General features: G+C 57.8%; 24 protein-coding genes. 6 read left to right on the top strand and 18 right to left on the bottom strand.

Going from position 1 to position 26,206, the window contains the following annotated elements:
• Window positions 1-8: 8 nt before the first annotated feature.
• The 5 genes from IEW12_RS25880 to IEW12_RS25860 all read left to right on the top strand — a co-directional run bounded on the left by IEW12_RS25880 (window position 9) and on the right by IEW12_RS25860 (window position 4,664).
• Window positions 9-1,133 carry an ABC transporter substrate-binding protein gene (locus IEW12_RS25880; RefSeq protein WP_229751371.1) on the top strand — a complete coding sequence of 375 codons (1,125 nt, stop codon included), beginning with the start codon at window positions 9-11 and terminating at the stop codon, window positions 1,131-1,133.
• A gap of 129 nt (window positions 1,134-1,262) precedes the next feature.
• On the top strand, window positions 1,263-2,135 hold the full coding sequence (locus tag IEW12_RS25875; protein ID WP_188569033.1) for a branched-chain amino acid ABC transporter permease: 873 nt from the start codon (window positions 1,263-1,265) through the stop codon (window positions 2,133-2,135).
• Window positions 2,136-2,138: 3 nt separating this feature from the next.
• The gene (locus tag IEW12_RS25870; protein ID WP_371874584.1) at window positions 2,139-3,191 is read left to right on the top strand and encodes a branched-chain amino acid ABC transporter permease; all 1,053 of its coding nucleotides are present in this window, start codon (window positions 2,139-2,141) and stop codon (window positions 3,189-3,191) included.
• Complete coding sequence (locus IEW12_RS25865) at window positions 3,184-3,954, top strand: ABC transporter ATP-binding protein (protein ID WP_229751360.1); 771 nt, start codon at window positions 3,184-3,186, stop codon at window positions 3,952-3,954. Before IEW12_RS25870 ends, IEW12_RS25865 begins: the two co-directional genes overlap by 8 nt.
• 8 nt (window positions 3,955-3,962) lie before the next feature.
• Window positions 3,963-4,664 carry an ABC transporter ATP-binding protein gene (locus IEW12_RS25860; protein ID WP_188569032.1) on the top strand — a complete coding sequence of 234 codons (702 nt, stop codon included), beginning with the start codon at window positions 3,963-3,965 and terminating at the stop codon, window positions 4,662-4,664.
• A gap of 44 nt (window positions 4,665-4,708) precedes the next feature.
• Here IEW12_RS25860 and IEW12_RS25855 read toward each other — a convergent pair whose 3' ends face one another.
• The 7 genes from IEW12_RS25855 to IEW12_RS25825 form a co-directional block, all read right to left on the bottom strand.
• Window positions 4,709-5,167 carry a cache domain-containing protein gene (locus tag IEW12_RS25855; protein ID WP_188569031.1) on the bottom strand — a complete coding sequence of 153 codons (459 nt, stop codon included), beginning with the start codon at window positions 5,165-5,167 and terminating at the stop codon, window positions 4,709-4,711.
• A gap of 163 nt (window positions 5,168-5,330) precedes the next feature.
• Window positions 5,331-6,119 (bottom strand): crotonase/enoyl-CoA hydratase family protein, encoded by a 789-nt coding sequence (locus IEW12_RS25850; protein ID WP_188569030.1) that lies wholly within the window; start codon window positions 6,117-6,119, stop codon window positions 5,331-5,333.
• Between the two features lie 27 nt (window positions 6,120-6,146).
• Window positions 6,147-7,082 carry a 3-hydroxyacyl-CoA dehydrogenase NAD-binding domain-containing protein gene (locus IEW12_RS25845; protein WP_188569029.1) on the bottom strand — a complete coding sequence of 312 codons (936 nt, stop codon included), beginning with the start codon at window positions 7,080-7,082 and terminating at the stop codon, window positions 6,147-6,149.
• Between the two features lie 54 nt (window positions 7,083-7,136).
• Window positions 7,137-8,156, bottom strand: coding sequence for a helix-turn-helix transcriptional regulator (locus IEW12_RS25840; protein ID WP_188569028.1), 1,020 nt, complete (start codon window positions 8,154-8,156; stop codon window positions 7,137-7,139).
• Between the two features lie 292 nt (window positions 8,157-8,448).
• On the bottom strand, window positions 8,449-10,314 hold the full coding sequence (locus IEW12_RS25835) for a feruloyl-CoA synthase (protein ID WP_229751359.1): 1,866 nt from the start codon (window positions 10,312-10,314) through the stop codon (window positions 8,449-8,451).
• Complete coding sequence (locus tag IEW12_RS25830; RefSeq protein ID WP_188569027.1) at window positions 10,304-11,455, bottom strand: ABC transporter substrate-binding protein; 1,152 nt, start codon at window positions 11,453-11,455, stop codon at window positions 10,304-10,306. The genes IEW12_RS25835 and IEW12_RS25830 overlap by 11 nt, the downstream gene beginning before the upstream one ends.
• A 278-nt stretch (window positions 11,456-11,733) precedes the next feature.
• Window positions 11,734-12,138, bottom strand: a complete 405-nt coding sequence (locus tag IEW12_RS25825) for a hypothetical protein (RefSeq protein ID WP_188569133.1) — start codon at window positions 12,136-12,138, stop codon at window positions 11,734-11,736.
• A 294-nt stretch (window positions 12,139-12,432) separates the two neighbouring features.
• On the opposite strand from IEW12_RS25825, the gene IEW12_RS25820 reads away from it, so the two are divergent.
• Window positions 12,433-13,068 (top strand): glycoside hydrolase family 19 protein, encoded by a 636-nt coding sequence (locus IEW12_RS25820; protein ID WP_188569026.1) that lies wholly within the window; start codon window positions 12,433-12,435, stop codon window positions 13,066-13,068.
• Window positions 13,069-13,100: 32 nt separating this feature from the next.
• Here IEW12_RS25820 and IEW12_RS25815 read toward each other — a convergent pair whose 3' ends face one another.
• The 11 genes from IEW12_RS25815 to IEW12_RS25765 all read right to left on the bottom strand — a co-directional run bounded on the left by IEW12_RS25815 (window position 13,101) and on the right by IEW12_RS25765 (window position 26,173).
• Window positions 13,101-14,369 carry an MFS transporter gene (locus IEW12_RS25815; protein ID WP_229751369.1) on the bottom strand — a complete coding sequence of 423 codons (1,269 nt, stop codon included), beginning with the start codon at window positions 14,367-14,369 and terminating at the stop codon, window positions 13,101-13,103.
• Between the two features lie 154 nt (window positions 14,370-14,523).
• On the bottom strand, window positions 14,524-15,486 hold the full coding sequence (locus IEW12_RS25810) for a hydroxymethylglutaryl-CoA lyase (protein WP_188569024.1): 963 nt from the start codon (window positions 15,484-15,486) through the stop codon (window positions 14,524-14,526).
• Window positions 15,483-16,676: a CaiB/BaiF CoA transferase family protein gene (locus IEW12_RS25805; RefSeq protein ID WP_188569023.1), complete on the bottom strand. Its 1,194-nt coding sequence runs from the start codon at window positions 16,674-16,676 to the stop codon at window positions 15,483-15,485. The genes IEW12_RS25810 and IEW12_RS25805 overlap by 4 nt, the downstream gene beginning before the upstream one ends.
• A gap of 120 nt (window positions 16,677-16,796) precedes the next feature.
• Window positions 16,797-17,729, bottom strand: a complete 933-nt coding sequence (locus IEW12_RS25800) for a LysR family transcriptional regulator (RefSeq protein ID WP_188569022.1) — start codon at window positions 17,727-17,729, stop codon at window positions 16,797-16,799.
• An 83-nt stretch (window positions 17,730-17,812) separates the two neighbouring features.
• Window positions 17,813-18,235 carry an inner membrane protein YiaA gene (gene yiaA, locus IEW12_RS25795; RefSeq protein WP_188569021.1) on the bottom strand — a complete coding sequence of 141 codons (423 nt, stop codon included), beginning with the start codon at window positions 18,233-18,235 and terminating at the stop codon, window positions 17,813-17,815.
• A 113-nt stretch (window positions 18,236-18,348) separates the two neighbouring features.
• Window positions 18,349-19,146, bottom strand: coding sequence for a DUF72 domain-containing protein (locus tag IEW12_RS25790; protein WP_229751357.1), 798 nt, complete (start codon window positions 19,144-19,146; stop codon window positions 18,349-18,351).
• 269 nt (window positions 19,147-19,415) lie between these two features.
• Entirely contained in the window at window positions 19,416-20,855 is a 1,440-nt protein-coding gene (locus IEW12_RS25785; RefSeq protein ID WP_188569020.1) for an MFS transporter, read from the bottom strand.
• A gap of 183 nt (window positions 20,856-21,038) precedes the next feature.
• On the bottom strand, window positions 21,039-22,757 hold the full coding sequence (locus IEW12_RS25780) for an alkaline phosphatase D family protein (protein WP_188569019.1): 1,719 nt from the start codon (window positions 22,755-22,757) through the stop codon (window positions 21,039-21,041).
• Window positions 22,758-22,963: 206 nt separating this feature from the next.
• Window positions 22,964-23,275 (bottom strand): hypothetical protein, encoded by a 312-nt coding sequence (locus tag IEW12_RS25775; protein WP_188569140.1) that lies wholly within the window; start codon window positions 23,273-23,275, stop codon window positions 22,964-22,966.
• A 207-nt stretch (window positions 23,276-23,482) separates the two neighbouring features.
• Entirely contained in the window at window positions 23,483-24,958 is a 1,476-nt protein-coding gene (locus IEW12_RS25770) for a sensor domain-containing diguanylate cyclase (RefSeq protein WP_188569018.1), read from the bottom strand.
• Between the two features lie 159 nt (window positions 24,959-25,117).
• The gene (locus tag IEW12_RS25765) at window positions 25,118-26,173 is read right to left on the bottom strand and encodes a histone deacetylase family protein (protein WP_188569017.1); all 1,056 of its coding nucleotides are present in this window, start codon (window positions 26,171-26,173) and stop codon (window positions 25,118-25,120) included.
• Between the last annotated feature and the right edge of the window lie 33 nt (window positions 26,174-26,206).

The following is a 26,206-nucleotide window of genomic DNA, read 5'->3' as shown; positions in this document are numbered from 1 at the left end:
TGGCGGCGATGCTGCTGTGCTCAACGCTGGCCTGCGCACAGACCACGCCTATCAAGGTCGGCCTGATGCTGCCGGCCACCGGCACCTATGCCAACCTGGGTGAAATGATAGAAAACGGCTTCAAGTTGTACGTCGCCGAACAGGGCGGCAAGCTGGCCGGGCGCGACATACAATACTTCAAGGTTGACGACGAGTCTGATCCGGCCAAGGCGACCGACAATGTTAACAAGCTCATCAAGCGCGACCAGGTCGATGTACTGGTGGGCACCGTGCACTCCGGCGTCGCGCTGGCCATGGCCAAGGCTGCACGCGAAAGCAATACGCTGCTGATCGTGCCGAATGCAGGAGCAGATGCGATCACCGGTGCGATGTGTGCAAAGAATGTATTCCGCACTTCATTCACCAACTGGCAGCCGGCATATGCGATGGGCGTGGTCGCGGCCAAGAACGGCCACAAGAAGGCGATGACCATCACTTGGAACTATGCGGCAGGCAATGAATCGGCCAAGGGTTTTGTCGACGGCTTTGAAAAAGGTGGCGGCAAGGTAACGCAAAACCTGACCCTGGCCTTCCCCAATGTGGAATTCCAGGCCTTGCTGACTGAAATCGCCGCGCAAAAACCGGATGCCGTATATGCCTTTTTTGCCGGAGGCGGCGCAGTCAAGTTCGTCAAGGATTATGCAGCGGCTGGGCTGAACAAGACGATACCGCTATACGGCCCCGGCTTCCTGACCGACGGCACGATAGACGCACAGGGTGCGGCGGCGCAAGGCCTGACCACGACACTGCACTATGCGGACAACCTGAACACGCCGCGCGACAATGCCTTCCGCCTGAATTTTGCCAAGACCTATAAAACCAATGCCGACGTGTATGCGGTACAGGGCTATGACGCAGCGCAATTGCTGGAATCGGGCCTGAAAGCCGCCGGTGGCGACATCAAGAACCGCGACAAGGTGATTGCAGGCATGGCAAGCAGCCAGGTGGACAGCCCGCGCGGTAAATTCACGCTATCTGCGGCGCACAATCCTGTGCAGGATATTTATCTTCGCCAGGTGAAGGGCAATATCAATGAAATGAAAGGCATTGCCATCAAGGCACTGGCCGATCCTGCCAAGGGCTGCAAGATGTAATCGGTGTAGGGGCGGGCGAGCCTGCGCGCACTACGCTGCGGACTCGCTCTTCTTAAAACGCTGGCATTAAATTTTCACCTCAAAGTGCTTGCATAGAATTTTCACATCGAACAGCAGCGCAGGGTAGCCATGGAATTTTCTACATTTCTCGTCCAGTGCCTGAACTCCATTCAGTACGGGCTCTTGCTTTTCCTGGTGGCAAGCGGCTTGACGCTGATTTTCGGCATCATGGGCGTCATCAATCTCGCGCATGGCAGTTTCTACATGCTGGGCGCGTATATGGCGTATGCACTGGCGCCGGTTTTCGGCGACCAGTTCCTGCTGCAGATGGCAACGGGCGTGGTGCTGTCCGTGATCTTCGGCTTTGTGCTGGAATGGGTGTTCTTCAGCTACCTGTACCAGCGCGACCACCTGCAGCAGGTGCTGATGACTTACTCGTTGATACTGGTGTTCGAGGAGTTGCGCAGCATCCTGGCCGGCAATGATGTGCACGGTGTCAGGCTGCCGGAATGGCTGTCCGGCGCGATCTCGCTCGGCGACCTGATGAAATACCCCGTATATAACCTGTTTGCATCGGCGACCTGTATTGCGGTTGCCATAGGCCTGTATTACGTCGTCAACCGTACCCGGCTGGGCATGATGATACGGGCTGGCGCCAGCAACCGCGATATGGTGCGCGGCCTGGGTATCAACATCCGTTTGCTGTACCGCATCGTGTTCGCCGCCGGTGTCGCACTGGCGGCGCTGGCCGGCATGATCGCCGCCCCGGTCAGCTCGGTGTACCCAGGCATGGGCGGCCAGATACTGATCATCTGCTTTGTCGTGGTGGTGATCGGCGGCATAGGTTCGATCTCGGGGGCATTGATTGCTGCCTTGCTGGTCGGCTTTGTCGATACTTTCGGCAAGGTCTTGTTTGCGCAATATAGCGGACTCAGTGTTTATCTGCTGATGGCAGTCATCCTGGTATGGCGTCCGCAGGGTCTAAAAAGCAAAGGTTATTGATTCATGAGCATTCCCCTCACTGCAACCGCTGCAAACGCCATGTCGCCACCCATCAAATCCAAATCGAGCAAGGACTGGCTGCTGCCGGCTATCGTGCTGCTGGCAGCCTGCATGCTGCCCGCGCTGCTGAGCGAGTATGCACAGGATCTGGTGGTCAAGATCATCATCTATGCGATCTTTGCGCTGAGCCTGGAACTGCTGGTCGGCACTACCGGCCTGATCAGCCTGGGTCACGCGGCCTACTTCGGTATCGCCGCCTACGTCACCGCTTTGACGGTGCCTGACGACGGCCCGGGAAGCATACTCGTGATGCTGCCGCTGGCGATGCTGGCGGCCTGCGCTTATGCGCTGTTTGTCGGCGCGCTGAGCCTACGTACCAAGGGTGTGTACTTCATCATGGTGACGCTGGCCTTTGCACAGATGGCCTTCTTCATCTTCCACGATACGGGCATCGCCGGCGGCAGCGACGGCATCTATCTGAACAGCCGCCCTGTGCTTGCCGTCGCCGGTACCAGCCTGGTCAACCTGGAATTGCCGCAGCATTTCTTTTTCTTTGCGCTGGGCAGCCTGGCCGTGAGCTACTTGTTGCTGGTGACGATACAGCGCTCGCGCTTTGGCCGCGCCCTGGCTGGCATCCGTACCAATGAGCAAAGGATGCGCGCTGCCGGCTACCGCACCTATGGCTACAAGCTGGCGGCTTTCGTGATCGCAGGCATGCTGGCAGGCCTGGCAGGCTTCCTGATGGCAGCCAGGACCGGCGTCGTCAATCCGGAATTATTGTCCTGGCATGAATCCGGCGCAGTATTGCTGATGATCATACTGGGCGGCCTGGGCAGTTTGCGCGGCGCGGTGCTGGGCACTGTGGTCTTTATCCTGCTGAAGGAATTTTATTCATCGGAAGCAATCTTTGCCGGCTTTGCGCAGCACTGGCAACTCAGCCTGGGGATCACGATGATACTGTTCGTAGCCTTCCTGCCAAATGGCCTGATAGGCCTGGGCCGAAAAGGGATATGGAAACGCGCCAGGCGCGCAGCCAAAGGAGGCAGTGATGCATGATATGCAAACCCGCGCTCCGCTGATGAGTGCGAGCAGCCTGAGCCGCCGCTTTGGCGGCCTGACTGCGGTCGATGCTGTTTCCATTGATCTGCACGTGGGCCAGGTGCATGCGGTGATAGGCACCAATGGCGCGGGAAAATCGACATTGATCAATATGCTGTCCGGCGAGATCCCGCCATCCGGCGGCAGCATTGCGTTTGACGGCCAGGATATCAGCCGCTGGTCGCAGCCGCGCCGCGCCCGTGCCGGTGTCGGGCGCAGTTATCAGCGCACCACGATCTTCCATAGTTTCGATGTACTGGAAAACTGCCGGCTGGCCGCACAGTCAGCCGCACAAAAACCCTGGGCCATATGGCAGGCGGCGTCCGCCTGCAGCAGCAGCCTGGCGCGTGCCCGCGACGCGATGGAAATCGCCGGACTGACACACGCGGCCGCCACACCGGCAGGCAGCCTCAGCCACGGCCAGCAAAGACAACTGGAAATTGCGATGTGCCTGGCGACCGGCCCGCGCGTGCTGCTATTGGACGAACCGCTGGCCGGCATGGGCGCAGAAGAAACCGAGCGCATGCTGGCCATGCTGGAACAACTGAAGCAGGCCCATGCCGTGCTGCTGGTGGAGCATGACATGGATGCGGTATTCCGCGTGGCCGACCATATCACCGTAATGGTTAACGGCCAGGTCATCGCCAGCGACACACCGGCCGCAATACGCAACAACCCGGAAGTGCAGCTCGCCTATCTGGGTGAAGCACACGCTAACTGAGGACCGTCATGCTGCAGATGCAAGCAATCAACACCTACTATGGCGAGAGCCATATCCTGCACGGGGTGGACCTGAAGATAGCCCCCGGCCAATCGGTAGGCCTGCTGGGCCGCAATGGCATGGGCAAGACCACGCTGATACGTACGCTGATGGGCTATGTGCCGGCCAGCTCCGGCCGCATCAACTGGAAGGACAAGGATGTTACCGGCCAGGCGCCGGAGCGCATGGCGCGCATGGGCATAGGCTATGTGCCGGAAGGCCGCGGCATTTTCCCCAACCTGTCGGTGCGCGAAAACCTGGTGATGAGCGCCCGGCGCGGCAACAACGGGCGGCAGGACTGGACTTACGAAAGAGTGCTGGATACCTTCCCGCGCCTGCGCGAACGGCTGGATCATGGCGGCCAGCAGCTTTCCGGCGGTGAGCAGCAGATGGTGGCTATCGGCAGGGCCCTGATGACCAATCCCGAGCTAATGGTCCTGGATGAAGCCACCGAGGGCCTGGCGCCGCTGATCGTCAAGGAAATCTGGCGTGTGATAAGGCAAATCGCCGAATCCGGCATCAGCACGCTGATCGTGGACCGCAACTTCCGCGCGGTGCTGGCGCAAACCGACCAGGCAGTGGTGCTGGAGAAGGGGCGTATCGTGCTGGCGGGCCAGTCCGACATGCTGGCAGCATCGGAGGATTCTTTAAAGCAGTATCTGGGGGTGTAGCAGAAATCCCGGCCACCATGCAGTGGCCGGCATGTAAAACGGAATTACTTGCGGTAGATGCCCACACCCAGCAGCACCGTGTCATTGACGCGCTTGATGTACGAAGACTTAGGTTCCAGTTCCTTGGTAACCGGATTCACCCATTGATAGTCAACCCAGCCCGTTCCCTTGGCCACAGCCAGGTCCGACATGGCCTTGGCAAATTGCTTGCCGTCTGCATCCTTCAACTGCGACAAGTCCTTACCGTTCATCTTGGCATTGGTTGCATGGCAGATCATCTTCGCTTGCGTGTCCTGCACGAATACATACAGTTCACCCTGGATATAACCGCCGCTAGGGTCTGCAAAATCCTTGCAGGCTGCTTCCACGCCCTTTTTCTTCACGTTGGCGACCGCCTTGTCCACCAGCGCCACGGCGGCATCCTTGCTGGCCGGTTCTGCATGGGCGGCAACAGAAGCTGCCAGGCTGAGCGCGCTCAGGCTTAAAGCGAAAATTTTCTTCATGTAAGTCTCCTTGTTTGTTTTTGTGGGCTTATGCAGTGCGTTCGCACTGTCAGGAGAGCGGCGAAATACGACAGTATTCCAGCCCCCTCCATCATTTCGATTATGATGCCATCAGGCAATATCGTGAAGCCCTTTCTTAAAGAAACCACACGCTGTTGTGCGATTACAGCACAGGACTGACCTTGTTTGCCTTGAAGTCAACAAAGGCCGTCAGCCTGTCCTGCGTATCCGGGTCGCTCTGCGCCACCGCAGCCATCAGAGCCTCGGTCACCATGCCGTCCTGGATGGATTGCTCTACCACGCGCGGCAATACATGCAGCACGCCATAATTGGTCAACGGTGCATTGGCCGCTATTTTCTGTGCCAGCGCCAGCGCTTTCTCCAGCCCCTGCCCCGGCGCAACCAGGTATTGCGATATGCCTGCGCGCAGCCCCTCTTCTGCATCCAGCACCCGCCCGGTCAGCATCATGTCCATCATGCACGGCACACCCACCAGGCGCGGTATCCTGACCGAGCCGCCGCCGCCGACAAACAGGCCGCGCTGCCCCTCCGGCAACGCATAGAAGGCACTCGTCTCGGCAATGCGTATATGCGTTGCCGCTGCCAGCTCCAGTCCGCCGCCTATCACCGCGCCTTTCAGCACCGAGATCACCGGTACCCGCCCGAACTGTATCCGCTCGAATGCGTGATGCCAGGAGCGCGAGTGGAACATGGCCTCGGCTGCGCTGCGTCCGCGTACTTCGGACAAATCCAGGCCGGCACAAAAGTGTTCGCCACTGCCCTGTATGACCACCGCCTTGATGCCGCTGTCCAGTGTTTCGAAAAAAGTGCGCAGCTCTGCAATTGTCACGTCGTTCAGCGCGTTGCGCTTGGCCGCCCGGTCCAGCGACACCACGGCAACTGCTCCGTACAGGGCTACGCTCAGCGCTCCAAAGATTTTTTCATCGGTCATGCTTTTGTCCTGCGCTTTTACGTAGATTCAGGGTAGGGTTCTTGATCCGGCTTTGGCATCGATCAGACCGGTCAGCAGGCGGTCACGCTCGGCTTCCAGTGCGCTGGACTGGCGCTGCTGCAATTCTTCCTGCACACCTGCGGTGATCTTCTGCTTCAATTCTTCGGTAATCGACGGCGCTCCCAGATCGGCCCACCAGCTTTCTATCGGCGGCCCCAGATGATCCAGCATATGGCGTATGCCGCCGTCGCCACCGGACAGATGCAAATTGAGGAAAGGCCCCATCAGCGCCCAGCGCAGGCCCGGCCCGTAGGCGATTGCCGTATCGATGTCGCTGACCGTGGCAACGCCCTGCTCCACCAGATGAAAAGCCTCGCGCCACAGCGCCGCCTGCAGGCGATTGGCTATATGTCCTTTGACTTCTTTCAGCGGATGGATAGGCCGCTTTCCTATGGCTGCATAAAACTCCATTGCCGTTTGCACCGCCTGTGGCGAAGTCTGCTCGCCGCCTATCACTTCCACCAGCGGTATCATATGCGGCGGATTGAAGGGATGGCCCAGCACCACGCGGCCCGGATGGCGGCATGCAGCCTGTACCCGGCTCATCAACAAGCCCGAGGAGCTGGATGCCAGAATCACCTGTTCAGGCAAGGCCGCATCCATGCGGCGGAACAATTCTATCTTCAGGTCTTCCCGTTCCGGTCCGTTTTCCTGCACAAAGTCGGCATCTTTCAGCGCAGTTTCCAGGTCAGCGCTGAAACTCAGCCTGTCCATCGAGGCACCGGCTGCCAGGCCCAGCTTTTCCATCGTCGGCCAATGCCGCTGCACTGTGTTCCGTAATTTTTCTTCCGCCCCCGGCATAGGATCGGTCGCCGATACATCCAGCCCCTGCGCCAGGAAATAGGCCACCCAGCTGGCACCGATGACACCTGTGCCGACTACTGCTACTCGTTTGATATTCATGCTTTGCTCACCTCTTGTTTCACCGTACTTAACTTATTAACTCATCCTATTGATTCATGCTTTTTTTCGTGACAGCAGCGCCGCCACTTCCTTCACCGTTTCTGCCACGGTCTTGCCCGATGTCTGCACCGTCAGGTGGGCGAGCTGATAGGCACTTTCCCTTGCTTCCAGCGTGCGGAAGATGTTTTCCATCGCTTCCTGCCGCAATTGGGGGCTGGCAATGCGCGCATCGTGCTGGGCCATTACCCGCTCAAAATGCTCCTCCGGCCTGGCCCTGAGCCAGATGTTGTAAAACGAATGCTGCAACAACTCATAGGTGGAAGGCTCGGCAACGATGCCGCCGCCGGTGGCCAGCACCACCTCCGGATAGGTCGCGATTACGCGTTCCAGGCAGCGCTGCTCCAGCCGCCTGTAGCCAGCCTGACCGTAGATCCAGAAAATCTCGTTCAGCGTAATGCCCGCTTCCTGTTCTATCTCGCGGTTCAACTCTATAAACGGTACCTTCAGCTTGGCCGCAATCAGCGGCCCCAGCGTCGTCTTGCCGGCGCCGCGCAAGCCGATCAGCGCAATCTTGCGCGGTGCGGTGTCATTGCCCTTGCGTCCTGATACATGGTCAGCCAGTACACGCCTGATTTCTGCCAATTGCTCCGGCGACTGGCGCTTCAGCAACTCTATGACCAGCGTATAGTTACTGCCATATCTTTCGTTATCGGCCAGCAGGTTTTCTATCGGCAAATTGAGCGCCAGCGCCAGCCGGTACAATACGGCGATAGAAATATTGCCGTCGCCCTTTTCCACACGAGACAAATAAGGCAGCGAAATCCCGGACTCGGAAGCCAGTTGCTTCATCGTCATCGCACGCGCGGCGCGCGCCGAGCGCACCCTCTGCCCCAACTGCAGCGACAGCTCTGTCGTTTCCAGCGTGCTGGACTTGTCGGCCGCTTTTCCGCTTGCCGGCTCTGCGCCTTCTATTGCCTCCGCCTGTGGAGCATTCTTGCTTTTTTTTCCTGCTTTCCCGACCTTTGCGGTGTCTGCTACCGCAGTTTTTTTCCCGCTTCCCTTGCGATCCGGCATAGTCGATGTCCTTTCTAAAAGCACATTGTAGAACTCATTTCACAAATAGGGGTGAGTGCGAACGAGTTCATTTGGGATGCAGTACGAGGCACGTCGCGACGTAAAGGGTGGTTCCCTTTACTAGCGGCGTAACGCCGCAATGTGCCCAAATGAGCCGTTCCCGAAGGGTTTGACTTAAAAGTGGGCTTTTAAGTCAAACGCATCTCCCTCCTATTTATGAAATGAGTTCTACTAGACCTGCCTCTATTTTTTCTTTCTTTTGCCGCTTTACTGACGGCGGCCATCACTGGAATCACAAGGAAATGAGCTCCGCATCGGCCGGTTCCGCATACAGCAAGTCCACCAGATGATGGCGATTGTTCAGCACTGCCGCCTGATTCACGTAGCCCTTGTCCGTGATTTCGCTACCGTCCACGGATAAGGGCTGCTGCAGGAATAGCGCGCGGCTTGCGTAAGTGGAAGAGCCGGCTCCTGTATTGCGCAACTCATGCAAGGCACTACGTATATGATCCCTGACCGCAGGATGCGCCAGCACCTCGCTCAGGCTTGCATCGTCGCTGCTGCCGCTAAGGCGGCGGCAAGCAGCGATGTTTGGCAACAGCAGCAGACGGATATCATTGCAGTCGTGCCCGGCGATGATGGCATCCTGTACCAATGGCGCCATTTTTTCTATCACCCTCAGGCGCAAGGCACCGACACTGACCCAGGTTCCGCTGGACAGCTTGAAATCTTCGGTAATGCGGCCATCGAAGATCAGGCCCAGATGGGGTCTGGCCATATCGACAAACCTGACCGCATCGCCCATGATGTAAAAACCCTCGTCGTCAAAGGCTTTCAGCGACAGCTCGGGCTGCTTGTAGTAGCCGGGAGTAATATTCGGCCCCTTGACCCTGACTTCCAGTTTTTCGCCGCAAGGCAAGAGCTTCAGCGTGACACCGGGAATCGGCAAACCGATGACTCCCGAACGCTCGGCCTGGAAATTGCAATCGGTCGCCAGCGGCGCCGTCTCGGTGGAACCCCAGGCCGTAACCATGGGGATCACATAACCCAGCTCCTCGCGCGATATCTGTTCCAGCGCCTCCCACAGATGCTGCGGCAAAGCGGCGGCTGCATAAAAAATCACCTGCAGGCGCGAAAAGAAGCGCTGCCGTAGCGCAGCATCGCTACGCAGCATGGGCACCAGCATGTCAAAGCCGCGCGGCACGTTCAGGTACATGGTAGGCGCCACATCGCGCAAGTTGGCGATGCTGGTATCAAACAAGCCTGGCATGGGCTTACCCGCATCCAGATACAGCGTGCCGCCATTTGCCAGGATCAGGTTGAAATTGTGGTTGCTGCCGAAGGTGTGGTTCCACGGCAGCCAGTCCAGCAACACCGGCGGCGTCTGCTTCAGAAAGGGCCATACCTGCAACTTCCCCTGCTGGTTAGAGCACAGCATGCGCTGGGTATTGATGACACCCTTAGGTTCGCTGGTGGAGCCGGAGGTAAACAATATCTTGGCTACGGTATCATGATTCACCTGCGCGAACCTGGCATCCACTGCCAGCTCATCCACTTCGCCCAGCAAACTGGAAAAATTGAGGCCGGCCGGCGGTGCATGCTTGCCATCCGCAACCACGATAGTCGCCTGGTGCAGGCCATCAATCGCGGCCAGCGCTGGCCCAAACAAGACGGGGTCGGCCACATAGATCACGGCCGGTGCCAGGCGCCTGATCAAGCCCTTCAGCTTGGCGTGATCCCTGGACACGACCGAGTAGGCGGGCGAAATCGCCGAATACGGTATGCCCACCTGCATGCAGGCCAGCATCAGCAAGGCATGCTCGACACTATTGTCGGACAGGACCACGACCGGATTATCCGTGCCGATGCCTTGCCCGATCAGCCAGGTGGCAATGCGGTACACCTTGTCACGTGCCTGTGCATAAGTCACTCCGGCCCAGCGGCCCTCGCTATTTCGTTCGAGCAGAAAGGCCCGCTGCGGCGCTTTTTCCGCCCACAGATTCAGGTATTCTCCGAGACAGCGCACCTGCTGTTCCAGCGCCACGGGCGACTGCAGGAAAATAGCGCCGTCTTCCCGGCGCGTCATGTTGACCTGTGGCTCGGAAAACAGCACAGGGCTAGTATTCAATTCAGCCATGGTCGTGGACTCACTGTGCATTGATCAGTTTCCAGTCGCCTTTTTCTACGCGCACCAGCACGCGCGAACGGGCATCATGGCCAAAATGGTCGCCGGCAGTCATATTGAACACGCCCTGCGTGCCCGCGATTTCCTTTTCCGATTCGATTGCATCGCGCAAGGCCAGGCGGAACTCCGGCGTGCCGGGCTTGCCCTTTTTCAAGGCGACCGGAACTGCGGCGGCGAAGATGCGATAGGCATCCTGCGCATAAGCGCCGAAAGAAGACAGGGATCCGGCGCCGTATTTTTCTTCATACAAGCGGGTATATTCCAGCCCTAGCTTTTTAGAAGGATGGCTATCCGGCAATTGCGCAGCAACCACTACCGGGCCAACAGGCAGTATCGTGCCATCCACCGCCTTGCCGCCTACGCGCATGAATTCCCTGGTGGCCGTGCCGTGGGTCTGGTAGATCTGGCCCTTGTATCCGCGCTCCAGTAAGGCCAGTTGCGGCAATGCGGAGGGCGTGCCGGAAGCCGCCACCAGGATCACATCCGGCTTGGCGCCCACCAGCCGCAGCACCTGGCCGGTCACGCTGGTGTCGGTGCGGTTGAATCTTTCTACGACGGACACGGACATGCCGGCGTCGGCCGCAGCCTTGCTCATTTCCTTGAGCCAGCCCTCGCCATAGCCGTCGGTGTAGCCGATAAAGCCTATGGTTTTGACCTTGTTGGCCTTCATATGCTCGGCCAGCGCCTGCGCCATGACGGCGTTATGCTGCGGCGTGCGGAATACCCATTTATTCTTGTCGCCGGCCAGTTCTATCGGCGACATCGACAGTTGCGGCGTCTTGCTTTCATTGGCGACCTCGGCAATGGCCAGCGCAGGCGGCACCGAGGACGATCCTATGATCAGGTCCACATTGTTCTCGGAGACAAACTTGCGCGCATTCTTGGTAGCCTGGGTCGCGTCGGTCGCATCATCCAGCACGATGTAATTGACTTTCTCGCCGGCTATCATCGTCGGGAACAGGGCTACCGTATTTTTTTCAGGTATTCCCAGCGAGGCGCCGGGCCCGGTCGCGCAAACTGAAATACCGACATTGATGTCGGCCATCGCCGGTGCTGCAGCAGCAAGCAAAGCGCTGCCCACTGCGGCCGCCAGGGCGCAGATATTCTTGTTCATGTCTCCTCCGTTATCAATCAATGATGTAGCCGATTTGCTCGGTCTGTTTTAAATCGGGGAATTGCTACAGCTCAGCTCAGCTCAGCTCAGCTCAGCTCACAAATATACTATACGCAAATTAATTTTAAAAAACAACTATAGTTTATTTAAGGTCACGCAGCCTATTTTCCATTTCCTGTCAGCCAAAAAAAAGAAAAACCGCCCGAATACGAATGATTCGGGCGGTCTTCCCTGCTCGGCCGCACGGGCAGTGCGCCGGGAATTGCTTCCTTGCTGCTCTACTGCGCTTTTGCGTGCTGCCCCATCGCTACATCCTTGTAGTCGTAGCTGACATAAAACTCGGTGCGATACGGTCCCCAGGCGGTGTCTTCCAGGATGCGGTTGATTTCGCGCAGCCGCGAAGCCGGAAAGCGCAAGGTAATCACCTGGCCTATGCCCATCGTCACATACCAGCTCATCACCTCGGTGCCGGCTGGAGGAAATGCTTTGAAGAAGCCTTGTTTTGCCAGTTGCGCATTCAACTCCGCCAAGGGACGCGACTGGTCATGCTTCAGGAAAATGGTCAGCAATATGGCATTGTCCGCAGTTGCGGTCGCCGTACTGGCTTGCGGCGCAGCGACCGTTTGCGCATGCACCGAGGCTGCGATTGAAAACAAGCCTGCGAGCAATACCTTGCCCACCATCAAACAAAATCCGCTATCCAATTTTTTCATCCAATGCTCCTCACAATAATTTACGCAAGAGCCTCATACACGTACGCCATTCATGCTGCGCGCACGGCGAGCTAAGACGCTAATGGGGCTGAGCGCAAAGTCTAGCATTGATCATCTGTTGCCCGCGGCCACCGCTTGAAACGCGGCCGAGGCTAGCCGCCACACAACTTGCAACTTGTAATTTGCGTATCGACTTCTATACTAAGGCGATGTCCAAAAAACAATATCCTGAGAAATAAATCCCACCGGCAAATAGGAAGATCCATGATTACAGAACAAACCCTGAAGACTGTATTCCCACAGTGCACCGATCCTGCCGGATGGGCAGCGGCACTATCACCGGCATTGGACAAATTCGAGATCAATACCCGCGACCGCATCTGCAGCTTCCTGGCACAAACAGGCCATGAATCGGGCCAATTCAATACCTTGACCGAGGGTCTGTTTTACAGAACCGCCGCGCGCCTGATGGCCGTGTGGCCGAAGCGCTTTCCCACCGAAGCATCGGCACTGCCTTATGTCGCCAACGAGAAGAAACTTGCCAGCTTTGTCTATGCAAACCGCCTGGGCAATGGCAACGAAGCCAGCGGCGATGGCTTTCAGTTTCGCGGCCGCGGCATCATACAGATCACCGGACGGGCCAACTATGTGGCAGCGGGCGCGGCGCTGGGCCTGGATTTGATTAACAATCCCGACCTGCTCTTGCAAAAGCCCAATGCCGCGCTCAGCGCCGCATGGTTCTGGAATACCAGGGGCCTGAATGCGCTGGCCGACGACAAGACCGATGACAATGATCTGGAAGACTTCACCGAGATCACCAAGAGAATCAATGGCGGCACGGTAGGCCTGAAAGAAAGGTTTGCGCTATACCAGCAATTGCAGCAAACCCTGCCGGCCTAGATATCTTCCTATTTGTACGTTTATATATATCCTTAGACTCGGGAATTTTCCTTGCTGCGCAATTTTTCCGGCAAGCCATAAGCCAGTATCAATACGCACAGCAAGGCCATGCAGCCGATTACATACAGCGCCGGCGTGGTGCTGCCCGTCATGTCCTTGATGCGGCCCACCATCACCGGGCTAACGATGCCGCCCAGTTGTCCCAGGGTATTGATCAGCGCAATGCCGCCGGCTGCACCGGCGCCGCTCACCAGCTTGGGCGGCAAGGCCCAGAACGCCGGGATTGCAGCTACTACGCCTGCACCTAGCGCACATAAGGCAAAGACCAGCAGCGCAGTCTGCTTGTCGAACATGCCCGCCATGAAGAAGCCTATGGCCGCCAGCAGCATCAGGCCGATCACGAACTTCCTGCGCTCTCCGCTGGCATCCGACATGCGGCCCACCAGCACCATGCTGATCGCACCGCAGATATAGGGTATCGCCGTCAGCAAACCGATGACTGTCGGATTTTGTGTGCCGGCAGTGCGGATCAGATGCGGCGCCCAGAAGTTAAGCCCGTACGAAGCAACCTGTATCAGGAAGTACACCAGGCCCAGAGTCAAAAAGCCGGGTGTCTTGATCGCGCCGAGCAACGAATGCCCGCCGGTGTCCTTGTTCTGGTGCGCGATACGGCTGCGCAGCAGCTCGCGCTCCTCATGGGACAGCCATTGCGCATCTTCTATCCTGTCCTTCAACTGGCTCAGCACGACCAGGCCAAGCAGGATGCAGGGCAAGCCGCCCAGCAGGAACAGCCAGTGCCAGCCGCGCACGCCCATCACGCCTTCCAGGTTGCTCAGGATCAGGCCTGAAACCGGCGCGCCGATCAGGCCTGCAAAAGCAGATGCCAGGAACAGCAGCGATGTGATACGCCCGCGAAACGCGGTAGGAAACCATAAGGTCAAGTAGTACAGCACGCCCGGTGCGAAGCCTGCTTCCATCGCACCGATCAGGAAGCGCAGCCCATAAAACTGCCATTCGCTGGAAACAAAGATCATGGCCGCGGTGGCAATGCCCCAGGAGATCATGATGCGGGCTATCCAGCGCCGCGCACCGACCTTGTACAGGAACATATTGCTGGGTACTTCAAACAATACGTAGCCGACCACGAACAGGCTGGCGCCCAAGCCATAAGCCGTATCGCTGAGGCCGAGGTCGCCCTGTAGCTGGAATTTGGCAAAACTGATATTGATGCGGTCGAAAAAAGCAAACAAGTAGCAGATCATTATCAGCGGCATGATGCGCCATGCAACCTTACGTACCATGGCTGATTCATCCAGTGAAGTCGTGATGCTGCTTGCCAGCCCTGTGGCAAAAGTGCTTTGGGTATTCATCTTGTCTCCTGTCGGGCCTCTGTGCGAGTGCGCCGAAGTGTTAGTCATATTATTGTGGTTGTACTTGTGGTTGCACTACTAAAACTCAGGCTGCAAGCTCCTGGCACGGCATGGGATGCAGCTCGCTCGCCAGGCCGGCCTTGGCAACCTGGCTGGGTACTTGATGCCCCAGCAGGGCGGGCAGCGTGCGCGACACCTTGATCAGCGCCGGCAAATCTATGCCTGTAGCTATGCCGGTTTCGTGGCACAGGTTCACCAGGTCTTCAGTACACACATTGCCGGACGCGCCGGGTGCGAAGGGACAACCGCCCAGCCCGCCCAGCGATGCATCAAAGCGCCGCGCACCAGCTTCATAGGCTGCCAACACATTCGTCAATCCCAGGCCGCGGGTATTATGGAAATGCAAGGTCAACATGGAAGCGGGCACGATGGCCAGCACCCGCTTGACCAGTGCAGCAACCTGGCGTGGATTGGCCATGCCGGTGGTATCGGCCAGGGTGATGCCCTGCATACCCATCTGCCGGTATTGCTCTACCAGCGACAGCACGCGCTCTTCCGCTATTTTTCCTTCAAACGGGCAACCGAAAGCCGTGGCCACGGTGCCGTTCAGCGTTACCGCCGTTCCCAGCAGCCTGGCACCCTGTACCAGCGTCACGACCTCCGCAAATGCCGCCAATGATTGCTCGCAGCTCATGCGCATATTGGCGCGGTTATGCGCCTGGCTGGCAGACATGACCAGATTCAGTTCGTCGGCGCCGGCCAGCATTGCCCTTTGCGCGCCCTTCAGGTTGGGGATCAATGCAACATAGGTCACGCCCGGCTTGCGGGCAATGCGGGTGAATACTTCCGCTCCATCGCGCAGTGCAGGAATGGCCCTGGGCGATACAAAGGAGCCGGCTTCTATGCGTGAAAAACCCAGGCCGGACAATTGGTCTATCAACGCGATCTTGTCCTCGGTCGCCACCCAGGTCGGTTCTATCTGCAAACCGTCTCTGGGAGCCACTTCCTGCACGATCAGGCGCTCTGCATCTGTTTCCAGGTTTTTCATTGAACGACTCCTTCCTGCTTCAGGCGCTCTATCTCGGCCAGCTGCATGCCCAAGCCCGCCAGTAATTCATCGGTATGTGCGCCCAGCGCCGGCCCCTGCCAATGAATTTCACCGGGAGTTTCCGATAATTTTGGCACGATGCCCGGCATCTTCACCTTGACGCCGCCGGGCAATTCCGCAGACAGGATCATGTCGCGCTGCTGGTAGTGCGGATCGGCGACGATATCTTGCACCGAGTAGATGCGCCCGGCAGGCACCGCAGCCTGCTCCAGCACCGCCAACACGGTGGCGATCGGCTGGCTGGAAGTCCAGCCGGCAATTGCCGCATCCAGCAGGGCCACGTTGGCGACACGGCCGTCGTTGCGCGCAAACTTTGGATCATTGCCGATATCCGTGCGGCCTATCGCCTGCATCAGGCGCTTGAAGATGGGATCGCTATTGCCGGCGATGACGACATAGCCGCCGTCGCGCGTTGGATAGGTATTGGATGGAGCAATGCCCGGTAGCGAACCGCCACTGCGCTGGCGCACATGGCCGAGCAGATCATATTCCGGGATCAGGCTCTCCATCAGGTTGAACACGCTTTCGACCAGCGACACATCCACCACCTGCCCCTGGCCCTGCCCAGTCTTCACGCGCAATACCGCCATCAAGGCGCCCATTACTGCATGTAGCGACGCCAGCGAATCGCCCAGGCTGATGCCGACCCGCGGCGGCACGCCATCCGGTTCGCCGGTGGTAAAACGTATGCCGCCCATCGCCTCGCCGATTGCGCCGAAGCCCGGCCGGTCGCGGTAAGGGCCGGTCTGCCCATAGCCGGAAATACGCACCATCGTCAGCGCCGGGTTCAGCGCATGCAGCACATCCCAGCCGAGGCCGAGTTTTTCCAGCGCACCGGGTTTGAAGTTTTCTATCAGGATGTCGGCATCGGTAGCCAGGCGTTTGATGATGTCTATGCCGGCTGGGGATTTCAGGTTGATCGAAATCGATTTTTTATTGCGCGACTGCAGATACCACCACAGCGAAGTTCCCTCGTGCAGCTTTCTCCATTTGCGTATGGGGTCGCCGGTATCGGGCGCTTCTATCTTGATCACTTCAGCGCCGAACTCGGCCAGCATGCGCGCCGCAAAGGGTGCGGCGATCAGGGTTCCGATCTCGATGACACGGATACCTTTCAGGGGTCCACTCATTACAGTCTCCATCTATCTTTTTTTCAGGATAGTGAAAGACCCCTGCCGCGTCCAATCGTCATTTTTCCACCAGCGTTCGCAAAAAGAGAACGCTCACGAGCTGCCAGGCTTAAATTTTCTTCAGGGCTTTGGCTTGCCTGCGCGCTGCTCGGCGCTGCACAGGTAATCGTACAGCGCCGCCGTCACCGGCGACAGGCTGCTTGCATCGCGTACAACGGTCAGCAGCTCACGCTGCGCCCAGCTCTCATCCACTGCGACGGCAACCAGGCCCAGCGGACGGCCGATTGCCAGGAATACATCATGCGGCACTAGCCCTATGCCCATGCCTACCTGGGCCATGCGGCATACCGCATCAAAACTGGGAACGTGGATGCGCATCTTCAACGTCCGACCGGCTTCGCGCGCGGCCAGATGGGTGCGGGAATTGATGGAACTGTCGGCATGCATGCCGACGTAATCGCTGTCCAGGGTTTCCGCAAACGCGACATGCTGCCGGCCCGCCAGCGGATGGTCGCTGCGCATCACCAGTGCCAGCCGGTCGCGCCGGTAAACTGCGGTCTGCAGTTCATGCGTATCGACATCCGACGAGCAGATGCCGATGTCGGCCCAGCCGTCTTCCACGCCCTTGACCACGCTATTGCTGGGGCGTTCGTTCAGGTCCAGCTTGATCTGCGTATGCATCTGCATGAAGGCGCGCAGGTCTTCCGGCAAAAACTCGACGATGGCGGAGATATTCGCAACCATGCGGACAAAGCCGCGTATGCCCTGCGCATGCTCGGACAATTCCAGGCCCAGGTTCTCTACGCTGAGCAGCATGCGCCTGGCATGCGTCAGCAGGGTTTCGCCGGCGGGTGTCAGTTCCATGCCCCTGGCCTTGCGCACGAAAAGCGGCACTCCCAGCGCCTGCTCCAGTTCTACCAGGCGTTTGCTGGCGGCGGACACCGCAATCGCCTCACGCTCCGCGGCACGCGTGAGGGTGCGTTCCTCGTGAATCGCAAGGAAGAGTTGCAGGGTAGTGAGATCGAGCCGCCTCAGCAGATTGGTAAAAGCCATGGCGGATAAAATACCACGGAAACGGCAGTCTCCGTGGGCCTAGCTCCAAAGCGGCCGGCGCCGCAGGCCGGAGCCTGCATGAGTTATTCTTCCAGTGAACCTGCTGCTGCGTTCATGATCGCAATGTCGCGCACATTCTTTTGCACGGCAACGGCAGCAAACAGGCTGAGCAGGAAGGCCATTGCATAAAAGCCTTTTTCGCTATCCGCCAACGTGGCATTGAACAGGCCCACTGCCAGCAGCAGGATCGCGAGGCCGGTAGACAGCCAGCAAAGACCGAAGTAGATGCCTGTCACCGGTATGCCCTCCATGCGGTCGCGTACGGATTTCTGCAGCGATACCGCTGAAAACAGGCCATACAAGAAAACGGTGAAGTAATAGCCCTTTTCATTCAACTGCATATTCGCATTCCATAAACCGACCATGAAGGTAATCCCACCCACCAGCAATGCGGTCCAGGATGCGCCTATGAAGGCGCCGGTTGGTTTGTGGATTTGTGGCTTCATGCTGTCCCTTTATGAGTATTGGCGTGAACAGCAATATAGCTCAAGCTTGCAAACCAGACAATCCTCGTATTCAGTCACGGGGAATCTCTATCCCTGGCGACTGGCAAACGCAATCAGCTAGGCTGAGTGTCCATTGAATTCAGCAGCAATGCATTCCAGAATGCCGCACCCTGTGCTGTATTATCGAAAATGCACCACACCTGCTTTCCCTGGCCCTGCTGCGACACCAGCATGTTGTGCAGCGCCCGCAGGTAATCACCATCGTAGGCCGAATAATACATATCCGGACTACCGTGCAGGCGATGATAGGCAATTGATGAAGCCTCCGGCAGGTCTGCGCTCCCCATACCTGCGGGTTGCGGGTCGGCATGCACAGGTGCGAGCTGGTACATGTGCATCATTTCCAAGGCTTCAGGGCCGAACCAGGTCGGATGCCTGGGTTCCAGTGCCAGCGCAACCTCTGTCTGCTGCTTTAGACTGGCAAAGAACTGTTGTGCCACGCGCCTTTCAAATTTCAGGCTGGGTGGCAATTGGATCAGCAAGCAACCGAGTTTCTCGCGCAGATAGCCAACCTCTTTGATGAAGCTGCGCAGTTCGCTGTCGCAGTTTTCGAGCCGGAGAAAATGGGTGATGCGACGCGGCAGTTTGACTGAAAAACGAAAGTCGGCAGGCACGCTCAGCCGCCAGCGGTCGTAAGTTGCCGGCATATGCGCACGATAAAACGAAGTATTAATTTCTACAGCAGAAAAAAATGATGCATAACGCTGCAAGTGGGTTTTATCTTTTTCAGCATGCTGTTGATGCTGTAATTGCTGCTGGAACGGCAACAACACCGGAAACTCCCCCATTGCCTGATCAGGTAAATGGCGCGGGACACTCCAGCCAGCACAACCGAGATACAGCGTAGCCATAAGCAATAGCGGTTTTGATATGGATAATCGATAAGCTGCTACAGCGACATCATTTTTTGGCGGACAAACTGAAACAGCAATGCAGGAGCCGTAGCCGCATAACAGGCAGGTTAGGACTATCTTAGCCAGACCGGCAAGCCTGCTCCGTGCGCTGACGTACCTTAATCCCAGGCAAGCCTGGCGACCAGATTGGCGGCGTTAGCATGCAAACAGACCATCCGCCTCCCCTGTTTCACGATGTGAATATTGAAGGAGGGGAGAAAGGATTGCTAAGGCTTTTGAGCGGCAGAGTGTGGAACCGGCGCGACAAACAGGCGGGAAAAGCTGGCGATGCAGGCAATTGCAGCGAAGCTGGCGCCCAGTCCTAGCGCCAGGGCCTCACCGTTTTTACCGGAGATCAGGAAGCAGAAAGCCACCAGCGCGGCCCCTGAGGCCTGCCCTATCAGCCGGGAGGTGGCCACGATACCGCTGGCCCCGCCGCTGCGTTCCGGCGGTGCACTGCCCATGATGGCCTTCAGATTAGGGGCCTGAAAAAAGCCGAAACCTATGCCGCATACCGCCATGCGCCAGCAGATGTCGATGACCGACGGATGATGCGGCATCAATATCATTGCCACCAGCCCCGCGGATAAAGTCGCCAGACCTATGCCGCCCAGCAGGCCGGGCGGATAGTGATCGCTCAAACGGCCCGCGATCGGCGCCATGACGGCGACCAGCACGGCCCAGGGAGTCATCAGAAAACCGGTCTCCACCGGGGACCGGCCCAGCACCGCTTCAAAGTAAAAAGGCAAAGAGACGAATGCCAGACCCTGTGCTGCGAAAGTGCATACTGCCGTCAGTGCAGACAAGGCAAACAGCGGCCGGCGGAACAGATCCACCGGCAGCATCGGCGCCTGATGCCCGGCCTGCCTGCGCAGCAGCAGGAAGAAAAATATCAAGGCGCCGCAAGCTTCCAACAGAATTTTCTTGATGTCGACCATATGCGCGGCGTCGCCGAACAGCAGGATTAGCAGGCCAAAGGCGCCGACATTGTAGAGCACTGTAACGACATCGAATTTATGCCCGGAACGCTGGGTCACCGGCAGGGCCTTGCGCGCCAGCAGCACAGCGACAATACCCAGTGGCACATTGATCGCAAACAGCCAGGGCCAGGAGGCGACCGACAGTATCAATGAAGCCAGCGTAGGTCCGACTGCGAAGCCTACCGCCACCACCAGCGAATTGAAGCCGTAGCCGCGTCCCAGTAATTTGGAAGGATAGATCGCGCGCAGCAAGGCGGTATTCACTCCCATCACGGCGCTGGCACCTACACCCTGGAATAAACGAGCGACCACCAGCGAAGGCAGATTCCATGCGCAGGCGCAGGCCAGCGAAGCAACGGTGAACAGGCACAGGCCAAAAATGCAGATGCGGCGATAACTGAGAATTTCGCCCAGTGCGGCAAACGGCAGCAGCGTAGCGACCATCGCCAGTTGGTAGACATTGACGATCCATACCGAGTCTGCCGGGGTCGCCAGCAACTGGCTGGCCATTGCCGGTAATGCCGTATTGGCAATCGCCGTATCCAGCGACGCCATGCTGACACCTATCGCCACCGAGGCCATCGCCCAGCGCCTCTCATTGTCCGGCAAGCCATCCCTGGCTGTGATATCCGGGCTTTTAACCGGAGCCGTATCCGTGTTTATTTCGTTGGCAATTTGACCAGCCATGTTCATCCACATCCGAATGCTGCGACATCAAAAAATACCACTGATGCTACCAGCATACGCCGTATCTCGCTTGGCACCCTCGCCTGAGAGGATCTTGATGACTAAGCAAAGAGGGACGTGCGATCAGATGGAGATAAAAAAATCCGCTTCTGTTGAAGCGGATTTTTCAGGGATAAAACTACTTTATCCAGCGTAGGTGAAGCTGTCCACCGTCGTCGTATAGCTGGAACTGGTCACCGAGCTGACATACACATAATCGCCCTTGGCGCCTGCAGGCGTCACGGTAACCAGCATATAGCCGCGGCGGTAGGTATCGATGTAATTGATATCATCGACCAGTGCCTTGATGGTGCCTGCCAGAGTTGCTGGCGGTATCAATGCAGGCGGGAAAATTTCTTCAAAGCCGGAAGATGTGACCGACATGCCGGCAAACTCCGCGCCTACCTGTGTTCCATCTGCCAAGGTCAGTTTGTTATACCAGGCATTGTGGCTATCACCGGACAGTACCAGGAATTTCTTGCCTGCGGCCTTGTTCTTGGCCGCCGATGCGAGCACGGCATCGCGCGCGTTCGGATAACCTTCCCAGTTATCGAAGGTATAGGAAATCCTTGGATTCTTTGCCGGGTCCAGCAAGTCCTTTTGTGCCTGGGTCTGAACCGCAGCAGGTGTGGCTTTTGCTGTCAGGTAGTCGGTGACGGAGGCGGCGCTGAGGTTGGTCACCAGCACTGAAGCGGGAAGCTGCACCCGCCCCATTACCGTCTGGTTGCCGAGTATCTGCCAGGTTGCCTTGGATGCCGCCATCTGCGTATCCAGCCAGGCTTGCTGCGTTGTGCCCATCAACTGCTTGTTTTTGTTGAAGGCGTAAGGCAGGAAGGCAGGGTCGGCAATATCGAGTCCTGCTGCGTTGATGGTCCGGTCAGGCTGATGTTCGCGGCCTATGATGCGGGTATCCAGCATGTGCAGCGACAGCAGATTGCCGAAATCGAAGGAGCGGTAGATCTTCAACAGATTGCTGGCGTCTGGGGTACGTATCGGCATCCACTCATGGTAGGCCTGGCTGGCAGCAGCTTTCCTGGCAGTCCATGGTCCCTGCGTGTTGGGATTATGATTTTCTGCGCCATCCATATAGGCGTTGTTGGCAAACTCATGATCATCCCAGATGGCGATCATGGGCATGCGCGCGTGCAGGGCTTTCACATACGGATCAGCCTTGTGCAGGGCATGCCGGGTACGGTAGTCGGTCAGTGTCACGACTTCATTAGGCGGTGCGGATACGCGCGCCGCTACTGCAGTCGCAGCCGGCGGATAAACGCCGTCTTTATACTCATAGATATAGTCGCCCAGGTGCAGCGCGAATTGCGCACCGGAAGAGATCGCAGAATCGTAGGCGTTGAAGTAGCCTGCAGGGTAGTCGCTGCAAGAGAATACGGCCAGTTTCACTTCAGAGACATTGCCTGTAGGCAGAGTGCGTGTGCGCCCCACTGCGGATACGGCATTGTTCGGCGCAGTGAAACGGTAAAAATATTCGGTATTCGCGCTCAGTCCGGTTGCGTCCACTTTTGCGGTGAAGCCGCTATCCTTGGTCGCCGTGACCTTGCCGGAAAACAGCACCGTCGTAAAACTGGCGTCAGCGGCCATCTGCCAGGTCAGGTCAACTGAGGCGTCGGTCGAAGTCTTGGCATATGTCCACAGGATGATGCGGTCTGCCAGCGGATCGCCACTGGCGACGCCGTAGTTGAAAGCAGCCTGTTCGCCGTTCAGATCAGCGCCGCTGCCTCCGCAGGCGGTCAGCGCACCGCCGGAAGCCAATACCGCGGCGACAGACGACATCTTGACGACGAAACCGCGCCGGCCCAGGCTCTCTGGCGCATTATTGTCTTGCGACTGCTCACGCTTGCTCATGTAGTCTCTCCCGATTGAAAGCGCCGATTCTATTGCCGGCTTGTGTCAGGGAGATGACTTAGAGGAAACACTCAATTTCACGAAAACGTCATTTATCGAATGAGTATCTGCATTAAGAATGCGTAAAAAAAATACGTAAAACAAAAAAAATCCGGCAAAAGTTTGCCGGATTTTTTCTTCTTGGCTCGACTACAAAAGAGTGAGGCTTATTTTGTAGGAGCTGGCTTTGCTGTTTCTGCAGTCAGGTCTTTCTTCGCATCCTTGCCTGCTTCACGGTGCTTGCTGCCTTTTCCGTGCTTCACTTTCTTCACTGCTTTTTCTGCTGGTGCAGCAGCGGATGGAGCAGATGCAGCGGCGGCGCTTGCGGCAGGAGCAGCCGGAGCTGCGGCAGTGGCCGATGTTGCAGCTTTTGCGGAGGCAGCCGGTGTTGCTGGCGCGGCTGGCTTGGCAGGAGTTTGAGCGAACGCTGTACCCATGGCGAAGGTAGCAGCAACGAGGGTGGCGATCAGCTTGTTCATGGTGTAGTTTCCTATTTACTAGTTATCGCAGGCATCTCCTGCGTACCTCTATAACGCGGTCATTTCAAAAGCTGTTGACTGGAGAAGTGTTGCAAGATGTTACGACACAGAAATTGACATTCCTGTCCGCGCACCTTCGCAAATTCGGCATGGCGCCAATAAAAAAGCCCGCGCATGCGGGCTTTCTTTACTTAGCAGCTAAGGCGCTCAGCTTTTTGCAGCGACATGTCGCCGGTCCTGCCCCTCGGTTCCCGCATAATATTCGCGCTTGTCCTCGTACATCCTCTGATCCGCCCTTTGCACCACAGCCTCCAGTCTTTCGCCAGGCTGGCTGGTGGCACAACCCATGGACAGGCTCAGCAGAGAGCCGGAGTAGTACTGGTTATTGATCTCTATCAGCTCTTGTATGCTGTCCATCAACGCCAGCGCGTCGCGCTCTTCGCTGGCAGGCATGATGATGGCAAATTCATCGCCGCCTATGCGGGCCGCGTGATAGGGTTTATCAACCGCCTTCTCCAGGACTTCACCCACCCTGCGTAACAAGGCATCGCCTGCTGCGTGGCCCAGTTGATCATTCGCGTCCTTCAAACCGTTCAAATCGCCAATGATGATGGTGACAGGGTGCGGGCCCTTGCGCTCCAGCCGATTCAGCTCATCCACCATGAAGGCGCGGTTATGCAGCTTGGTCAGCGCATCATGTTTGCCGAGGAATTCCAGATACGCTTCGGCCTTCTTGCGCGCAGAGATATCAGTCAGCGCGATCAATATCTGGTCCCAGTTTTTTTCATGGCCGGGCAGGATTGAAATTTGCAGGTGTACATGCAGCAGTTCACCGGTCAGCGCATAGTTGACCACTTCGCGCTGGTGGAACTGCTTGCCGTTCCACAGGTCTATCAGTTGTTCCTTGAAATGGGGCAGCAGGTCATCATGGAAAATTTCGCCCAGGCTGCGCAGCAGGGTGGGCTTGTCCGGGGACGCGAACATGCTCAGGGTCTGCTGGTTCACATCGATGATACGGATTTCCTGCATGCAGCGCTCGACGAATTCCGGATGCACATCGGTGAAAGTGCGGAAATCGCTGATGCCGCGCTCGCGCAACTCGTCGAACAGCGCCTTGATATGGCTGAAGTCTTCCACCCACAACGACACCGGAGAATGCTCGAACAAGCCGCGCGCATAATCCTCGCTGGCAGCCAGCTTGCGCTGCGCCGTTTCGCGCTCGCTGACATTTTCTATCGATACCAGTACCCGCTCCCAGTTGTGTTCATACGCTGGCAGGATGCTGCCGTTCAGCTGTATATCCAGACGCTTTCCGGACAGGCTGTAATTGACCGTGCTGCTCGTGAAAAGCTGCTTGCCTTCCCACAACTGCATCAGCTCATCAATATGCGCTGCCAGCATATCGTCGCGAAAGATGCGGCCCAGGTTCGCGACCAGATGTTCCAGGTCATTCGCTTCAAACAAACTCAGCGTCTTGCGGTTGACCTTCAGCACGCGTATTTGCTGCATGCAGGAATCGATGCGCTGCGTGTCTTCCATCAGGTAGCTGCGCAAATCGGTAACGCCCTGCGCTCGCCACTGGTCCATCAAGCGCTTTACGCCGCTGAAGTCTTCCAGCCACAGGGACACCGGCGCCAGTTCAAACATGTCGGCATCTATATTTTGATCAGGCTGATTTTGCATGGCGATGTGAGTTAGGCGTTGGGGGTAACGGACGGGAGCAGTTTAATGGTTTTAAGCAGGCATGTCAGGCTTTGACGGCCGCAGCAGGCTGTTTCCGGGCTTCGAGGTTGCAAAAACCCCGAAAGTATCACCGGCAAAGCCAGGATTCAGGCTGGCAAGCTAGGCGCCGAAGCCTTCCAGTACATTGACGACATTGACGCCGACTTCGGCCACGGCATATCCGCCCTCAAACACGAATGCGGTCGGCAGATTGGCCGCGGCAATTGCCTGGCCCACCTGCAGATAATCGACAGTGCGCAATGCAAAGCCGGATATGGGGTCGCCTTCAAAAGTGTCCACACCCAGCGAAACCACCAGAGCCTGTGCGTCGAAACGGCGGATTGCGTCCAGCCCGCTTTGCAGCGCCTTGTTCCATGCCGGAAAGCCCGTGCCGCGCGGCAGCGGGAAGTTCAGGTTGTAACCCAGGCCGGCCCCGGCGCCCCGTTCGTCCGCATGGCCGAGGAAGAAGGGGTACTCGGTGCGCGGATCGCCGTGCAGCGACACTGTCAGCACATCATTGCGCTCGTAGAAGATGCTCTGGGTACCATTACCGTGGTGGTAATCGACATCCAGAACCGCGACGCGCTGCAATCCGCGGTCGAGCAGGGTCTGCACTGCCAGCGCCGCATTATTCAGAAAACAGTAACCGCCGAAGAAATCCGCGCCTGCATGATGGCCCGGTGGACGGCTGAGCGCGAAAGCATGCCGTGTGCCATCGCCGTTTGCGATACCTGCGGCAAGCTCGCGTGCCGCCATGATGGCGCAGGCGGCACCCGCCCTGGCGGCGGTCCAGGTACCGGCCGTCAGCGGGGTGCCCGCATCAAAGGAAAACAGACCCATGCGGGCGGCAAAATTATCCGGCAATACGTCGTGCCGGAAGCTGCGTGTAGGCCACACGGAAGGCAAGGCGTCGATATCGGCGTTGGCCGGGTCCAGAGCCACCCATTCATCCCAGGCGCCGGCCAGAAAATCCAGGTAGCGCCGGCTGTGGATACGCTCCAGCTCGGCAATGCTCACTTCACCGGGCGTTTGCAGCACGCCCAGCGGCCGCCGCTGCAGTTCAGCCAGCACATGGTCGAGCCGGTCGGGCACTTCGTGACAGGGCACCAGGCGGCCGCGAAACATTTCATGGCGGCCCTGGTGCAGATGGTGGACGGGATTATGAAAGATCAGCATAGCGGCTACCATGGTCGAAAAACCATAGCATAG

Source organism: Parundibacterium terreum, from assembly GCF_014636315.1.
In the GTDB taxonomy this organism is placed as follows: Bacteria; Pseudomonadota; Gammaproteobacteria; order Burkholderiales; family Burkholderiaceae_D; genus Undibacterium; species Undibacterium terreum.
Note: the sequence above shows the minus strand (reverse complement) of the source record. Positions and strands in the feature narration are given on the sequence as shown.

Bases quoted from the DNA above. Each gene is read 5' to 3' on its own strand.
- IEW12_RS25875 (WP_188569033.1), top strand. From the start codon at position 1,263: ATGGAATTTTCTACATTTCTCGTCCAGTGCCTGAACTCCATTCAGTAC.
- IEW12_RS25820 (WP_188569026.1), top strand. From the start codon at position 12,433: ATGATTACAGAACAAACCCTGAAGACTGTATTCCCACAGTGCACCGAT.
- IEW12_RS25810 (WP_188569024.1), bottom strand. From the start codon at position 15,486: ATGAAAAACCTGGAAACAGATGCAGAGCGCCTGATCGTGCAGGAAGTG.
- IEW12_RS25880 (WP_229751371.1), top strand. From the start codon at position 9: ATGCTGCTGTGCTCAACGCTGGCCTGCGCACAGACCACGCCTATCAAG.
- IEW12_RS25790 (WP_229751357.1), bottom strand. From the start codon at position 19,146: ATGGCTACGCTGTATCTCGGTTGTGCTGGCTGGAGTGTCCCGCGCCAT.
- IEW12_RS25855 (WP_188569031.1), bottom strand. From the start codon at position 5,167: ATGAAGAAAATTTTCGCTTTAAGCCTGAGCGCGCTCAGCCTGGCAGCT.
- yiaA (WP_188569021.1), bottom strand. From the start codon at position 18,235: ATGAAGCCACAAATCCACAAACCAACCGGCGCCTTCATAGGCGCATCC.
- IEW12_RS25765 (WP_188569017.1), bottom strand. From the start codon at position 26,173: ATGCTGATCTTTCATAATCCCGTCCACCATCTGCACCAGGGCCGCCAT.
- IEW12_RS25845 (WP_188569029.1), bottom strand. From the start codon at position 7,082: ATGAATATCAAACGAGTAGCAGTAGTCGGCACAGGTGTCATCGGTGCC.
- IEW12_RS25800 (WP_188569022.1), bottom strand. From the start codon at position 17,729: ATGGCTTTTACCAATCTGCTGAGGCGGCTCGATCTCACTACCCTGCAA.
- IEW12_RS25840 (WP_188569028.1), bottom strand. From the start codon at position 8,156: ATGCCGGATCGCAAGGGAAGCGGGAAAAAAACTGCGGTAGCAGACACC.
- IEW12_RS25815 (WP_229751369.1), bottom strand. From the start codon at position 14,369: ATGGTACGTAAGGTTGCATGGCGCATCATGCCGCTGATAATGATCTGC.
- IEW12_RS25825 (WP_188569133.1), bottom strand. From the start codon at position 12,138: ATGGTGGGCAAGGTATTGCTCGCAGGCTTGTTTTCAATCGCAGCCTCG.
- IEW12_RS25860 (WP_188569032.1), top strand. From the start codon at position 3,963: ATGCTGCAGATGCAAGCAATCAACACCTACTATGGCGAGAGCCATATC.
- IEW12_RS25850 (WP_188569030.1), bottom strand. From the start codon at position 6,119: ATGACCGATGAAAAAATCTTTGGAGCGCTGAGCGTAGCCCTGTACGGA.
- IEW12_RS25775 (WP_188569140.1), bottom strand. From the start codon at position 23,275: ATGAACAAGCTGATCGCCACCCTCGTTGCTGCTACCTTCGCCATGGGT.
- IEW12_RS25870 (WP_371874584.1), top strand. From the start codon at position 2,139: ATGAGCATTCCCCTCACTGCAACCGCTGCAAACGCCATGTCGCCACCC.
- IEW12_RS25785 (WP_188569020.1), bottom strand. From the start codon at position 20,855: ATGGCTGGTCAAATTGCCAACGAAATAAACACGGATACGGCTCCGGTT.
- IEW12_RS25805 (WP_188569023.1), bottom strand. From the start codon at position 16,676: ATGAGTGGACCCCTGAAAGGTATCCGTGTCATCGAGATCGGAACCCTG.
- IEW12_RS25835 (WP_229751359.1), bottom strand. From the start codon at position 10,314: ATGCACAGTGAGTCCACGACCATGGCTGAATTGAATACTAGCCCTGTG.
- IEW12_RS25865 (WP_229751360.1), top strand. From the start codon at position 3,184: ATGCATGATATGCAAACCCGCGCTCCGCTGATGAGTGCGAGCAGCCTG.
- IEW12_RS25830 (WP_188569027.1), bottom strand. From the start codon at position 11,455: ATGAACAAGAATATCTGCGCCCTGGCGGCCGCAGTGGGCAGCGCTTTG.
- IEW12_RS25780 (WP_188569019.1), bottom strand. From the start codon at position 22,757: ATGAGCAAGCGTGAGCAGTCGCAAGACAATAATGCGCCAGAGAGCCTG.
- IEW12_RS25770 (WP_188569018.1), bottom strand. From the start codon at position 24,958: ATGCAAAATCAGCCTGATCAAAATATAGATGCCGACATGTTTGAACTG.